At 71.9% G+C, this 13719-nt stretch carries 11 protein-coding genes; 8 read left to right on the top strand and 3 right to left on the bottom strand.

All coding sequences use genetic code 11. From position 1 onward, the window contains the following. Positions 1–78 precede the first annotated feature (78 nt). The 6 genes from JOD49_RS09320 to mnhG all read left to right on the top strand — a co-directional run bounded on the left by JOD49_RS09320 (position 79) and on the right by mnhG (position 6970). The gene (locus JOD49_RS09320) at positions 79–3174 is read left to right on the top strand and encodes a Na+/H+ antiporter subunit A (RefSeq protein WP_205306942.1); all 3096 of its coding nucleotides are present in this window, start codon (positions 79–81) and stop codon (positions 3172–3174) included. Between the two features lie 89 nt (positions 3175–3263). Beyond that, entirely contained in the window at positions 3264–3812 is a 549-nt protein-coding gene (locus JOD49_RS09315; RefSeq protein ID WP_205308900.1) for a Na(+)/H(+) antiporter subunit C, read from the top strand. Then, a complete protein-coding gene (locus JOD49_RS09310; protein ID WP_205306941.1) occupies positions 3809–5380 on the top strand; it encodes a Na+/H+ antiporter subunit D in 1572 nt (523 codons plus the stop codon). Before JOD49_RS09315 ends, JOD49_RS09310 begins: the two co-directional genes overlap by 4 nt. Then, positions 5377–6072, top strand: a complete 696-nt coding sequence (locus JOD49_RS09305) for a Na+/H+ antiporter subunit E (protein ID WP_307822465.1) — start codon at positions 5377–5379, stop codon at positions 6070–6072. The genes JOD49_RS09310 and JOD49_RS09305 overlap by 4 nt, the downstream gene beginning before the upstream one ends. Then, a complete protein-coding gene (locus JOD49_RS09300) occupies positions 6069–6524 on the top strand; it encodes an MrpF/PhaF family protein (RefSeq protein ID WP_205306940.1) in 456 nt (151 codons plus the stop codon). Before JOD49_RS09305 ends, JOD49_RS09300 begins: the two co-directional genes overlap by 4 nt. Next, the gene (gene mnhG, locus JOD49_RS09295; RefSeq protein ID WP_205306939.1) at positions 6521–6970 is read left to right on the top strand and encodes a monovalent cation/H(+) antiporter subunit G; all 450 of its coding nucleotides are present in this window, start codon (positions 6521–6523) and stop codon (positions 6968–6970) included. The genes JOD49_RS09300 and mnhG overlap by 4 nt, the downstream gene beginning before the upstream one ends. A gap of 197 nt (positions 6971–7167) precedes the next feature. Here the strand turns inward: mnhG and JOD49_RS09290 are convergent, their stop codons facing one another. Continuing rightward, entirely contained in the window at positions 7168–7644 is a 477-nt protein-coding gene (locus JOD49_RS09290) for a hypothetical protein (RefSeq protein WP_205306938.1), read from the bottom strand. Positions 7645–7811: 167 nt separating this feature from the next. On the opposite strand from JOD49_RS09290, the gene JOD49_RS09285 reads away from it, so the two are divergent. Next, on the top strand, positions 7812–8840 hold the full coding sequence (locus JOD49_RS09285) for a cation diffusion facilitator family transporter (protein ID WP_205306937.1): 1029 nt from the start codon (positions 7812–7814) through the stop codon (positions 8838–8840). A gap of 69 nt (positions 8841–8909) precedes the next feature. Here the strand turns inward: JOD49_RS09285 and JOD49_RS09280 are convergent, their stop codons facing one another. Both JOD49_RS09280 and JOD49_RS09275 read right to left on the bottom strand, forming a co-directional pair. Then, on the bottom strand, positions 8910–9977 hold the full coding sequence (locus tag JOD49_RS09280) for an alpha/beta hydrolase (RefSeq protein ID WP_205306936.1): 1068 nt from the start codon (positions 9975–9977) through the stop codon (positions 8910–8912). 127 nt (positions 9978–10104) lie between these two features. Continuing rightward, positions 10105–10731 carry a hypothetical protein gene (locus JOD49_RS09275; RefSeq protein WP_205306935.1) on the bottom strand — a complete coding sequence of 209 codons (627 nt, stop codon included), beginning with the start codon at positions 10729–10731 and terminating at the stop codon, positions 10105–10107. A 335-nt stretch (positions 10732–11066) separates the two neighbouring features. On the opposite strand from JOD49_RS09275, the gene clpB reads away from it, so the two are divergent. Continuing rightward, a complete protein-coding gene (gene clpB / locus JOD49_RS09270; protein ID WP_205306934.1) occupies positions 11067–13682 on the top strand; it encodes an ATP-dependent chaperone ClpB in 2616 nt (871 codons plus the stop codon). Positions 13683–13719 lie beyond the last annotated feature (37 nt).

Genomic DNA, 13719 nt, shown 5'->3' with positions numbered 1-13719 from the left:
CGAGCAGGAACGGTCGGTCCGCGCGGTGCAGCCGGTCCGTGTTCTCGCCCACCCGCCCCCGACCAGGACGGAGCGGACGTGCTCTATCTGCTCGTTGCGCATCTGGCAATGGCACTCGGCGCGCCCGCACTCGTGTCGGTGCTGGGCCGCAAGGCGTTCTTGGTGATGGCCCTCGCGCCCGCCTCCGCCGCTGTCTACGCCCTGAGCTGGACCACGCGCGTCATGGACGGCGTGCACCCCACCGAGGTCACCCAGTGGGTGCCCGGACTGGGTCTCGAGCTCGCCTTCCGCATGGACACCCTGTCCTGGCTCATGCTGCTGCTCGTCGGCGGCGTGGGCGCACTGGTCCTGGTGTACTGCTCGGCGTACTTCTCGCCCACGGCCTCGGGGCTCGGGCGCTTCGGCGCCGTCCTCACGGCGTTCGCCGGAGCGATGGTCGGGCTCGTCACGGCCGACGACATGCTGCTCCTGTTCATCTTCTGGGAGCTCACGACCGTCTTCTCCTACCTGCTCATCGGCCACTACGCCGATCGCAAGGCGAGCCGGCGCGCCGCGATGCAGGCCATCGTCGTGACCACGGCCGGTGGCCTGGCGATGCTCGTGGGCGTCGTGATCCTGGGGGTCCAGGGCGGGACGTTCCGCCTCTCGGAGATCGTCGCCGACCCGCCGACGGGGGGCGCCGTGACCGCGGCGATCGTCTGTCTCCTGGCCGGTGCGGCGAGCAAGGCCGCGCTCATCCCGCTGCACTTCTGGCTCCCCGCGGCCATGGCCGCGCCCACCCCGGTCAGCGCCTACCTGCACGCCGCGGCCATGGTCAAGGCCGGCGTCTACCTCGTCGCGCGCTTCGCCCCCGCGTACTCCGACACCACGGTCTGGCGCACGATCGTCATCACCCTGGGTGTCGGCACCCTGCTCGTGGGCGGCTACCGCGCGCTGCGTCAGCACGACCTCAAGCTCGTCCTGGCGTTCGGCACCGTGAGCCAGCTCGGACTGATCGTCCTGCTCGTGGGCCTCGGGACGCGGTCCGCCGCGCTCGCGGGCCTCGCGATGATCGGGGCGCACGCGATGTTCAAGGCGTCGCTCTTCCTGGTGGTCGGCGTGGTCGACGCCGCGACGGGCACGCGCGACCTGCGCCGGCTGACGGGCGTCGGGCGGGCGCTGCCCCTGACCGCGCTCGCCGGTGGCCTCGCGACCGCGTCCATGATCGGCCTGCCCCCGCTCGCCGGATACGTCGCGAAGGAGGCCGCGCTCGAGTCGCTCCTGCACGGCGAGGGGCCCGCCTGGGTCAACACCGTCGTGCTGGTCGGCGTCGTCGTGGGGTCCATGTTCACGGTCGCCTACGGCGTGCGCTTCTTCTGGGGAGCGTTCGCGACCAAGGGGCACGTCGCCGCAGCCGTGGCTCGCGCCAACGAGCACGTCCGGCTCGACGCCGTGACCAAGGACGCCGCCGCTCAGGGCTCGCCCGCGCCGTCGGCGACGCAGCGCGGCCACACGGCACCGCTGCCCGACGACGCCCCGATCGACCCCGCGCGCATCCACCGGCAGCCGGCGCTCCTCGTGTGGCCCGCCCTGGTGCTTGCCCTCCTCGGTCTCGCGACGGCCCTCGTGCCGCACTTCGGCGAGGACCTGCTCGCCCCCTACGCGAACACCTACCCCGCCGGGGAGCCGGGTCACCTGGTCCTCTGGGCGGGCCTCACGCCGGCCCTCGGCCTGACGGTCCTGATCCTCGGGGTCGGCGCCGTGCTGTTCTGGCAGCGCAACGCCGTCGAGCGGTTCCAGGCCTCGGTGTGGACGGGTCCCGAGGCCGACCGCACGTACCGCCGGATCATGCGCCGCCTCGACGACTTCGCGGCCGACGTCACGGCCGTCACCCAGCGTGGTTCGCTGCCGTTCTACCTGGGCGCGATCCTCGTCGTCCTGGTCGCCGGGCCCGGTCTGCTGATGTTCGTCGGAGGGCAGTGGCCCGAGCAGGTCAAGGCCTGGGACCGCCCGGCGCAGGTCGCCGCCGTGGTCGCCATCTGCGTCGCGTCGATCCTCGCCGCCCGGTCCCGCCGCCGCCTCAAGGCCGTGATCCTCGTGGGGATCGCGGGCTACGGCAACGCGATGCTGTTCCTGCTCCACGGGGCCCCGGACCTCGCGCTGACCCAGGTCCTGGTCGAGACCATCACGCTCGTCGTCATGGTGCTCGTGCTGCGCCGCCTGCCTCCGTACTTCTCCAACCGCCCGCTCGTCGCGTCGCGATGGGTGCGCCTGGGGCTCGGTGTCGCGGTGGGCGTCGTCATGATGGGCTTCGCCCTGACCGTGCCGCTCGCGCGCGTCGCGAGCCCCATCTCGCTCGACTTCCCGGCCGAGGCGTACATCCACGGCTACGGCAAGAACATCGTCAACGTGACGCTCGTGGACATCCGCGCCTGGGACACCATGGGCGAGATCTCGGTCCTGCTCGTCGCGGCGACCGGGGTCGCGTCGCTCGTGTTCCTGCGGACCCGCAGCGGCGAGATCCTGCGGGAGCGCGACGCGACGTCCTCCGGGGCGGCCACGCCCGGCATCTGGGCCAACGAGGAGGACCCCGGGGCGGCGCTGCGCCGCCGCGGCGTCGACCAGGCCGCCGAGGCGGGCAAGCAGCCGCGCATGCTCGTGTGGCTCAGCGCCGGACGCACGCTCGCGCCGCAACGACGCTCGGTCATCTTCGAGGTCGTCACGCGCGTGCTCTTCCACTCGATGATCGTGTTCGCGTTCTTCCTGCTGTTCTCTGGCCACAACGCGCCGGGCGGCGGGTTCGCGGCCGGGCTCGTCGTCGGGATCGCACTCATCGTGCGGTACCTGGCAGGTGGCCGGTACGAGCTCGGCGAGGCCGCACCCGTCCACCCGGGCCTGCTGCTCGGCACCGGCCTGTTCCTGTCGGTCGGTGTCGGACTGATCGGCCTGTTCATGGGCAAGAGCGTGCTCCTGAGCACCGCGATCGACATCAGCCTGCCGCTCATCGGGACCGTCCACCTGGTCACGTCGCTGTTCTTCGACCTCGGGGTCTTCCTCGTCGTCGTGGGCCTGGTGCTCGACATCCTGCGCACGCTCGGCGCCGAGATCGACCGGCAGGCCGAGGCCTCCGCCCGGGAGGACGCAGGACCCATGGAAGCGATGGAACCGGACCAGATCGGAGGGGGGCGACGATGAGCCTGACGAACCACCTGCTCGCGCCGCTCCTGCTGCCCGCGGCCGAGGTCGACCCTGCCGACGTCGCACGGACCACCGACAGCATCGACATGACCCCGAGCCTGATCCTCGTGCTCGCGATCGGCGTGCTGTTCGCGACCGGGGTCTACCTGCTCCTCGAGCGCAGCCTGACCCGCGTGCTGATCGGCTTCATCCTCATCGGCAACGGTGCGAACCTCATGTTCCTCGTCGCCGGTGGACGCGCCGGGGGCGCGCCCCTCATCGGGACGACGCCTCCCGACCAGATGAGCGACCCGCTCGTCCAGGCGATGGTGCTGACCGCCATCGTCATCACCCTGGGCCTCACGGCCTTCGTGCTCGCCATGGCCTACCGGTCCTGGCAGCTGCACGGTCACGACGAGGTGCAGGACGACCTCGAGGACCGCCGGGTCGCGCGCCACGCGGCGCGCAACGCCCCGGCGTTCGAGGACAGCGACACCGAGGAGAGCGGGGCCACCCTGGACGACGAGGCCGCCGAGGTCTACGACGAGACCGACGGAGACGGGGACGGCGAGACCGACGTCCGCGACGGCAACCGTGCCGAGAAGGACGCGCCGCCGTCGGGCAGACGCGGCGCCGGGGGAGGTGAGGGCCGATGAACCTCACGTACGGATTCGCGACCCTCGTCCCGCTGCCCGTGGTCCTGCCGCTGTTCGCGGCGGGCCTCGCGCTCGCGCTGTGGCGCCACCCGCGCGCCCAGCACATCATCTCGGTCGCCGCACTGTCCCTGGTCCTGGCGGCCTCGATCGGCCTGCTCGTCGGGGCCGACAACGGACCCATCGTGGTCGACGTCGGGGAGTGGGCCGCGCCCGTCGGCATCGACCTGGTCGCCGACCGGCTCTCCGCGCTCATGCTCACGGTGTCGAGCTTCGTGCTGCTGTGCGTCCTGCTCTACTCGCTCGGGCAGGGCGTCGCCGACGGCCACGACAAAGCACCCGTCTCGATCTACCACCCGACGTACCTGGTCCTGGCCGCGGGGGTCGCGAACGCGTTCCTCTCGGGCGACCTGTTCAACCTGTACGTGGGCTTCGAGATCCTGCTCGCGGCGTCCTACGTCCTGCTGACCCTCGGCGGCACGGGTGAACGCATCCGCGCCGGGTCGATCTACGTCGTCGTGGCGCTGCTGTCCTCGGTCATCTTCCTCGTCGCGATCGCGCTGACCTACGCGGCGACGGGCACCGTCAACCTGGCGCAGCTCTCCGAGCGGCTGCCGGACGTGGACCCCGGGGTCCGCATGACGCTCCAGCTCCTGCTGCTGCTCGCGTTCGGGATCAAGGCCGCGATCTTCCCGCTCTCGGCCTGGCTCCCGGACTCCTACCCGACGGCGCCCGCTCCCGTCACGGCCGTGTTCGCGGGGTTGCTGACCAAGGTCGGCGTCTACGCGATCATCCGCACCCAGACGCTGCTGTTCCCCGACAACCGGCTCGACTCCGTGCTCATGTGGCTCGCGCTGCTGACCATGGTCATCGGGATCCTCGGTGCCGTCGCCCAGAACGACATCAAACGTCTGCTCTCGTTCACCCTCGTCAGCCACATCGGGTACATGATCTTCGGCATCGCGATGGCGTCGGAGGCCGGGATGGCGGCGTCGATCTTCTACGTCGTGCACCACATCACGGTCCAGACGACGCTGTTCCTCGTCGTGGGTCTGATCGAGCGGAGGGGAGGGTCCACGTCCCTCGACAAGCTCGGCGGCCTCGCCAAGATCGCCCCGGGCCTCGCGATCCTCTTCTTCGTCCCCGCGATGAACCTCGCGGGCATCCCGCCGCTGTCGGGCTTCCTCGGCAAGGTCGGGCTGCTCCAGGAGGGCGTCGCCCAGGGCACGCCGCTCACGTGGGCGCTCGTCGTGGGCAGCGTCGTGACGTCGCTGCTGACGCTCTACGCGATCGTCAAGGCCTGGAACAAGGCGTTCTGGCAGACGGCCCCGGTCGAGCTGCCGTCGACCGGTACGCCACGCGGCATGGTCGGACCGACGACGGCGCTCGTCGCGTTCGGCCTGGCCCTCACGTTCGCGGCGGGCCCGCTCTACTCCTACGCCGAGCGGGCCGCGGGCAACCTCCTGCAGCCCTCGACGTACGTCGACGCCGTGTTCCCCGGCGACTCCGGTCGCGGGCAAGGAGTGTCGAACGACCTCGTCGAGGAAGAGCAGGGAGGTGAGGGCTCGTGAGCCTGCACGCGCGGAGAGGCCCCCTCGCGGGCGGCTGGTTCAACCGTCTCGTCGCGCAGTGGCGCACGGCCGCCTGGCTGACCGTCGTGTGGGTCATGCTGTGGGGCGACCTGTCGTGGGGCAACGTCCTCGCGGGCGTCCTCCTCGCGAGCCTGCTCATCACCTTCATGCCGCTGCCGTCGATCGCGACGAGCGGCACGGTGCGACCCTGGCCGCTCCTGGTGCTGATCTCGCGGTTCGTGGCCGACCTCGTGGTCGCGTCCTTCCAGGTCAGCATGCAGGCGTTCCGCTTCCGCCACACCCCGCACGGGGCCGTCGTGGGCGTACGCCTGCGCAACCCCTCGGACATCTACATGACCATCACGGCGGAGCTCAGCTCGCTCGTGCCCGGCTCGCTCGTCATCGAGGCGCACCGCCTCACCGGGATGCTCTACCTGCACGTGCTCGACCTCGACGCCGCGGGCGGGGCCGACAAGGTCCGCCAGGACACGCTCGACCTCGAGTCCCGGGTGCTGCGCGCGTTCGCGTCGAACGACGAGCTCAAGGCCGCCGGGCTCTACCACCACCCGGGCGAGGAGCCCGAACCCGCTGGCGCGGCGCCGTCGGGCGGGCGGGGGACCGGTGCCCGTGGACCGGCGGGCCGCGGCGCACCGACCGAACGCCGCACCGACAGAGGGGAGGGGCAGCGATGATCGTCGTCGTCCTGATCTGCGCCGTGCTCCTCGCCTCGGCCGCGACGCTCGCCGTCGTCCGGGCCGAGAAGGGCCCGTCGATGCTCGACCGCACCATCGCGCTCGACGTCTTCACGACCACCCTCGTCGGCACCATCGCGCTCGAGGCCGCGTGGTCGCGGCGTACCGAGACCATCCCGCTCCTCGTCGTGCTCTCGCTCGTCGGCTTCGTCGGGTCCGTGACCATCGCGCGGTTCGCCTCGGTCGAGCCAGAGGGCGAACGTCGCATCAAGACGCGCGAGGAGATCGCGGCCGAGGAGGCCGAACGCCTCGCGGCCGAGGACGAGGAGCGCGGCATGGCCGCCGACCCGGAGCACGGATCCGAGCACGAGCCCGAGAAGCTCCACGAGGTCGAGGACGCCGCCGCCCCCGAGGTCGACGGTTCGACCGGACCCGAGGAGGCACGTTCATGAGCTGGACCCTGGTGGCCGACGTGGTCGCCGCGATCTTCCTGCTGTGCGGTGCGTTCCTCGCCTTCGCGGCCGGCGTGGGAGTCGTGCGCTTCCCCGACCTTCTCGCGCGCATGCACGCCGCGACCAAGCCCCAGGTCCTGGGGCTGATCCTCGTCCTCATCGCGCTCGCGCTGCGGCTGCGGAGCTGGTCGGCCGTCGGCATGCTCGTGCTCGTCGTGATCTTCCAGCTCATGACGTCCCCCGTCGCCGCGCACATGGTGGGCCGGGCGGGCTACCGGACGGGGAAGGTCCGCCCGGACCTGCTCGTGCTCGACGACCTCACGGCGGACCAGGAGGCGGCCGACCAGGAGAAGGACGTGGCGGACCGGAAGAAGGACGTGGCCGACCGCGAGGCGGCGGCCCGTGCGACGGACGCCGAGGGTGACGGGCCGGACCGCCGAGGGTGACGGCCGCGCCCGCCGAAGGTGACCGCGACCGGCCGCCTGCGCCCCCGACCGCTCTACCGAGGGGAACGTGCTAGGGCTGGGCCAGATCCAGGTCCTCGAACGGCACCAGCTCAGTGGGGTTCGTCCGCGTGACCAGATCTTTGTCGCACGGTGTGCCCGAAGTGGCCTTCGGTCGAACCCAGAGCAGACTGCATGCCTCACCCGCCGGTGAACATGAGGGTGAACAGCTCAGAGTCCACCGCGAGGCAGGGTCCGGCCAGGGCGTCGAGGGCGACGGACCAGGCGTCCGACCTGATGACCGCGGGTTCGGTCCTCGTCCACGTCTCGACCGCCGGGACGGCCTCCTGCAGGTCGGCGACCGCCTGGCCGACGGCACTGTCGCCGCTCGAGGGGATGCGGTGCAGCACACGTGTCGCGACCTCGTACCAGCCCTGCTGCTCCTGGACGGCCATGCGCCCCTCGGTGAGGGCGATGTCGGCGTTCTCCACGATCGACTGGACGTCGGAGACCGCCGCGCACGCGGCGACGTCCTGCGCCACGTCTTCCTCGGACGCGCCCGCCTGGACCACCTCTTCCGGGGGTCCGGGAGAGGCGCTGCTCTCGCCGCTGCAACCAGCCGCCATCAGCGCCACCAGCACCAGAGCCGAAGCCCCGGCCGCCTTGCTTCCTCGCATGAACGCACCCCCGTCGTGACCGTGTGTGGCCTGAGAATACACAGCACGACCGGTGTGACTCGCACGTGCGCGGCCGACGGCACGGCCGACCGCCGAGGAAGACGACCGAACCCGCTGAGGCGACCTGCCCCCGTGCGCCCCGGCAGGTCCGGTGATAGACCCGCTACATGACCTCGTCGCCCGGCGCACAGCCCCCCACGCGGCCTGTGGCCGACAGCCCGCGCGTCGTGAAGACCGAGGAGCGCGCCGAGAGCGCACTCACGGTGATCGTCGCCTTCGGCGCGAACCTCCTCATCGCGGTCGCGAAGTCGGCCGCCGCGGTGCTCACCGGTTCGGCGTCGATGGTCGCCGAGGCCGTGCACTCGTGGGCCGACACGGGCAACGAGGTGTTCCTCCTGCTCGCGAACAAGCGCTCGCGCAAGCCCGCCGACCACGACCACCCGCTGGGGTTCGGTCGCGAGGCCTACGTGTGGTCGATGTTCGCAGCGCTCGGCCTGTTCGCGGTGGGGGCGGGGGTCTCGATCACGCACGGCATCCAGGAGCTCGTCCACCCGGAGCCGGCGGACGACTTCGGGATCGCGTACGCGGTGCTCGGGGTCGCGTTCGTGCTGGAAGGGGTCTCGTTCCTCCAGGCGAACCGCCAGGCGCGCAAGGAGGCGAAGAAGGCCGAGCGGGACCTGCTCCAGCACGTCCTGGTCACGTCCGACCCGACGCTGCGCGCCGTGTTCGCCGAGGACGCGGCCGCCCTCATGGGCCTCGTCGTGGCGTTCGTCGGCATCTTCCTGCACCAGGTCACGGGCTCGCCGATCCCGGACGCGATCGGGTCGATCGTGGTGGGCCTGATCCTCGGGGTCATCTCGTGGATCCTCATCGACCGCAACCGGCGGTTCCTCGTGGGCGAGCCCGCGGGGGTCGCGACCCGGGACGCCGTGCTCCGCGAGCTGCTCGCCGACCCGGAGGTCGACCGGGTCACGTACCTGCGGCTCGAGTTCGTCGGTCCCCGGTCGCTCTACCTGGTCGCGAGCGTCGACCTCGTGGGGGACGACGACGAGCACGTGGTCGCCGAGCGCATCGACGCGCTCGAACGTCGCGCGACCGCGGCGCCCGTGATCGCCGGGGCCGTCATCTCGGTGTCCCCGGCGAGCGAGCCGTCGTTGGTCCCGTCGGACGAGGTGAGCCGCCGAGAACGGACCTGAGGTCGCCTGGCCCCCCGGACCGGCCGCAACCTCGTTCTCGAGGGTCACCTCCCGGGCAGACCTGCAGTCTCAGGCAGGCAGTCGCTCGTCGAGCCAGGCGAAGACCTCGGTGAGGAACGCCGTCCGCGCCGGCTCGGGGGACAGCACGAGGTCGTGCGCGCCGCCCTCGATCTCGACGAGCGTCACGTCGTCGCCGAGGCCGGGAGCGCGGTCCTTGATGTGCTGGACGTCGAGCACGCTGTCGGTCGTCACGACCTCGGGGTGCCAGCCCTTGTTCGGCCCGGACCGGGCCGAGGTCAGGACGAGCACCGGGCACTGGACGTGCAGACCGCGCGCGATCTGCGCGTGCCCGCGCCGGATCTCGCGCGCCCAGCCTGCCCGCGCGGGGAAGCCCTCGTGCGGCTTCCAGCCGAGCTCGTAGGTCCACTCGCCGCCGGTCCCGGAGTGCAGGGCCTGCCCGTAGGCGTCGTCGAGCGAGCCCACCACGAGCCGAGGGGCGAAGCGCCCGACGACGTCGATCACCCGGGTGGAGATCACGCGGTCGAACCAGGACGAGTTGAGGTCGAACCAGGGGCTGTTGAGGACGAGCGCAGCCACCTTGCCGGGGCGCGCGTTGGCCCACAGGCTCGTGACCAGGCCACCCGTGGAGTGCCCGACGACCACGAGCTCGTCGTGCCCCTCGGCCCGGATCACGGCGGCTGCCGCGTCGAGGTCCTGGGCGTAGAGGCTCAGGTCGTCGATCATGTTGGGGTCCTTGCCGTCCTCGGTCCAGTGCGCGAGGGACCGGCCGTACCCGCGCAGGTCGATCGCGTAGAACGCGTAGCCGTGCTCCTCGAAGGCGTCACCGAGGTGGGTCTGGAAGAAGTAGTCGACGAACCCGTGGACGTACAGCACGGCCCGACGGCGCCGCTCACCCCCCGGGGTCGTCGCACCGTCGGTGTGGGCAGCGTGGGCAGCGTGGGTAGCGGACGCGCGGGCCGCGGGGGCGGCGGCGAGCTGCCCGGGGTCCGGCGCGGCGCCGTCGGGCACAGGGCTCGTGGCCTTGCGGACGAGCGTCGCGGTGTCGCCCCCCGGGAGGTCGAGCGTGCGGGCGACCCAGTCGGGTCCGAGGACGTCCTGCTGCCAGCCGTGCGTCATGGTGCTGCCCTTCGCGCGCGGACTCGGGCGGTGCCGCGGTGCCGCCATTGTCCACCGCGGGGGCGGACCTGTCAGAGCGAGCGTGACCTCGGGGTCACGCTCGCTCTGACAGGACGTGGCGTGGTCCTCAGGCGGGCGGGGTGAGACCCGTCGGGGGAGCCGGGGGAGCCGGTGGTGTGGCGGGCGCGGCGGGCCGCAGGTCCTCCCGCAGCCGCGTCGACTCGTCCATCTCCGAGTCGTCGACCTGCTCGCCACCGGGCTCGGTGACCTGCGCGGTCCACGTCTGTGCGGGTGTCGCGGGCGCGACGGGGGCTGAGGGGGCTGCGGACGCCGGAGCGTAGGGCGCGGCCGCACCGCTGGGAGTCACCGGAGGTACCGGAGGCGCGGGCGGGGTGCTCGGCGGGGCGTACTGGTGCGTGGGCGCCTGAGGCGGAGCCGGCGGCTGCGCGGGGTAGGGCTGGTGCGGGGGCTGCTGCTCGCCAGGGAGGCCGTAGGGCTGGGCGGGCGGCGGCGCCTGGGCCGGATGGCCGGCCTGCCCCGGGTATCCCGGCTGCCCCGGGTGCCCACCCTGCCCCGGCTGCCCCGGGTACGCGCCCTGTCCGTGAGGTCCCGGATAGCCCGCAGCCGGTGCGCCGTGGTCGTACGGCTGCGCCGCAGGAACCTTCTTGGGGCGCAGCAGCAGCCACGTGACGACACCGATCACGACGAGCCCCGCGAGCACTACGGCGACGACGAGGAGGAGCGTGACGTCCATCAGAGACCTCCCTCTGATGCGCCTGCGACGTTCCCCGTGGCGCGCCCCGCGTCCGCGGTGGCCTCCTCGGCGATCGGGCGAGCGGTCGACGCCGTGGTGCGCTCGCTGTGGTCCGGTGCGATGGTGGCAGGAGGTTCGAGCCGTCGTGTAGTCACGCCCCACAGCATCCCGTGGATCGGTGGCGCAGAGAAGGGGGCGTCGTCGGCCGGTTCGGTGTCGGTGCCCGCCGCGCCGACACCGCATGGCCGACATGACGGACAGAGTTGAGTGGAATAGGCTCAAGTCAGGTCCTGTTGTTCCAGGTAGACCCAGACCCTGAAGTATCCGGAGACCCCATGGACACCAAGTTCACCACCATGTCCCAGCAGGCCATCGGCGAGGCCATCCAGACCGCCTCGGCCGCCGGCAACCCCCAGCTCGAACCCGTGCACCTCCTCGCCGCGCTGCTCACGCAGGAGGGCGGCGTCGCCGTCGGGCTGCTCGACGCCGTGGGCGCGAACGCCCAGGCCATCGGCCAGAAGGTGCGTGCCGCGCTCGTCTCGCTGCCCACCGCGAGCGGCTCGGCCGTCGCCCAGCCCACCGCGTCGCGTGGCACGTCGGCCGCGCTCGACCTGGCCTCGAAGGAGGCCCAGGGCATGGGGGACGAGTACGTCTCGACCGAGCACCTGCTCATCGGCATCGCCGCGGGCTCCTCGCCCGCCGCGCAGATCCTGGGCGACGCCGGGGCGAGCGCCGACGCGCTGCGCTCGGCGCTACCCGCGGTCCGTGGCTCGGGCCGCGTGACGAGCCCCAACCCCGAGGGCACGTACAAGGCGCTCGAGCAGTACGGCCAGGACCTCACGGCGGCCGCTGCCGAGGGCAAGCTCGACCCCGTGATCGGGCGCGACTCGGAGATCCGCCGCGTCGTGCAGGTCCTCTCGCGCCGCACCAAGAACAACCCGGTCCTGATCGGTGAGCCCGGCGTCGGCAAGACGGCCGTCGTCGAGGGGCTGGCCCAGCGCATCGTCGCGGGCGACGTCCCCGACTCGCTCAAGGGCAAGAAGCTCATCTCGCTCGACCTCGCGGCCATGGTCGCGGGCGCCAAGTACCGCGGCGAGTTCGAGGAGCGCCTCAAGGCCGTCCTGGAGGAGATCAAGTCCTCCGACGGCGAGGTCGTGACGTTCATCGACGAGCTCCACACGGTCGTCGGTGCGGGTGCGGGCGGCGAAGGAGCCATGGATGCGGGCAACATGCTCAAGCCCATGCTCGCCCGCGGCGAGCTGCGCCTGGTCGGCGCGACGACCCTCGACGAGTACCGCGAGCACATCGAGAAGGACCCCGCCCTGGAGCGTCGTTTCCAGCAGGTGTTCGTGGGCGAGCCCTCGGTCGAGGACACCGTCGCGATCCTGCGCGGTCTCAAGGAGCGCTACGAGGCGCACCACAAGGTGACGATCGCCGACTCGGCGCTCGTGGCCGCCGCCGCGCTGTCCGACCGCTACATCACGGGCCGCCAGCTCCCCGACAAGGCGATCGACCTGGTCGACGAGGCCGCGTCGCGCCTGCGCATGGAGCTCGACTCCTCGCCCATCGAGATCGACGAGCTCCAGCGCGCCGTCACGCGCCTGGAGATGGAGGAGGTCGTGCTCTCTGAGTCCGACGACCCCGCCTCGCGCGAGCGTCTCGAGAAGCTGCGCGCCGACCTCGCCGACCGTCGCGAGGAGCTGTCCGCGTTGACCGCGCGCTGGGACGCCGAGAAGGCCGGCCACAACCGCGTGGGCGACCTGCGCGCCAAGCTCGACGAGCTGCGCGTCCAGGTCGAGCGGGCCATCCGCGAGGGCGACCTCGAGACCGCGGGCCGCATCCAGTACGGCGAGATCCCGCAGCTCCAGGAGCAGCTCCAGGCCGCCGAGCAGGAGGAGGCGTCGATCGACAGCGACGAGTCCGCCACCGCGCCGCAGGCACCCATGATCGCCGACAAGGTCGGCGCGGACGAGATCGCCGAGGTCGTCTCCGCGTGGACCGGCATCCCCGCGGGCCGCATGCTCCAGGGCGAGTCCGAGAAGCTCCTCCACATGGAGGACGTGATCGGCAAGCGCCTGATCGGCCAGAAGGCCGCGGTCGCGGCGGTCTCGGACGCCGTACGGCGTTCGCGTGCGGGCGTCGCCGACCCCGACCGTCCCACGGGCTCGTTCCTGTTCCTCGGCCCCACGGGCGTCGGCAAGACCGAGCTCGCGAAGGCGCTCGCGGACTTCCTGTTCGACGACGAGCGCGCCATGGTGCGCATCGACATGTCGGAGTACAGCGAGAAGCACAGCGTCGCACGCCTGGTCGGTGCCCCTCCGGGGTACGTCGGCTACGAGGAGGGCGGCCAGCTCACCGAGGCCGTGCGGCGCAGGCCGTACTCGGTCGTGCTGCTCGACGAGGTCGAGAAGGCGCACCCCGAGGTGTTCGACATCCTGCTGCAGGTCCTCGACGACGGACGGTTGACCGACGGCCAGGGCCGCACGGTCGACTTCCGCAACGTCATCCTGGTGCTGACGTCGAACCTGGGTTCGCAGTTCCTCGTGGACCCCATGCTCGACGACGCGGCCAAGCGTGAGGCCGTCATGTCGGCGGTCCGGTCGAACTTCAAGCCGGAGTTCATCAACCGGCTCGACGACGTCGTGATCTTCGACCCGCTGAACCTCGACGAGCTGGGGCGGATCGTGGACATCGCGGTCGACCGGCTCGGCGAGCGCCTCGCGGACCGTCGCCTCACGCTCGAGGTCACGCCCGCCGCGCGCGAGTGGCTCGCGCTCGAGGGCTTCGACCCGGCGTACGGGGCGCGCCCGCTGCGCCGCCTGGTGCAGCGCGAGATCGGCGACCGCCTGGCGCGCAAGCTCCTGGCGGGCGAGGTCGCAGACGGCGACACGATCGTCGTCGACCGGTCGCAGGTCGAGGGTGAAGGGCTGGAGCTGACCGTCCAGCGTTGATGTGCACGCGCGTCCCAATCAATACGTGAGAAGTCCT

The organism is Oerskovia jenensis, assembly GCF_016907235.1.
Classification (GTDB): domain Bacteria; phylum Actinomycetota; class Actinomycetes; order Actinomycetales; family Cellulomonadaceae; genus Oerskovia; species Oerskovia jenensis.
This window is presented reverse-complemented; position numbering and strand designations above follow the sequence as displayed.

Excerpts from the sequence above, each read along its gene's own strand:
- JOD49_RS09280 (WP_205306936.1), bottom strand. The coding sequence starts at position 9,977 with ATGACGCACGGCTGGCAGCAGGACGTCCTCGGACCCGACTGGGTCGCC.
- JOD49_RS09275 (WP_205306935.1), bottom strand. The coding sequence starts at position 10,731 with ATGGACGTCACGCTCCTCCTCGTCGTCGCCGTAGTGCTCGCGGGGCTC.
- mnhG (WP_205306939.1), top strand. The coding sequence starts at position 6,521 with ATGAGCTGGACCCTGGTGGCCGACGTGGTCGCCGCGATCTTCCTGCTG.
- clpB (WP_205306934.1), top strand. The coding sequence starts at position 11,067 with ATGGACACCAAGTTCACCACCATGTCCCAGCAGGCCATCGGCGAGGCC.
- JOD49_RS09285 (WP_205306937.1), top strand. The coding sequence starts at position 7,812 with ATGACCTCGTCGCCCGGCGCACAGCCCCCCACGCGGCCTGTGGCCGAC.
- JOD49_RS09300 (WP_205306940.1), top strand. The coding sequence starts at position 6,069 with ATGATCGTCGTCGTCCTGATCTGCGCCGTGCTCCTCGCCTCGGCCGCG.
- JOD49_RS09315 (WP_205308900.1), top strand. The coding sequence starts at position 3,264 with ATGACCCCGAGCCTGATCCTCGTGCTCGCGATCGGCGTGCTGTTCGCG.
- JOD49_RS09310 (WP_205306941.1), top strand. The coding sequence starts at position 3,809 with ATGAACCTCACGTACGGATTCGCGACCCTCGTCCCGCTGCCCGTGGTC.
- JOD49_RS09290 (WP_205306938.1), bottom strand. The coding sequence starts at position 7,644 with ATGCGAGGAAGCAAGGCGGCCGGGGCTTCGGCTCTGGTGCTGGTGGCG.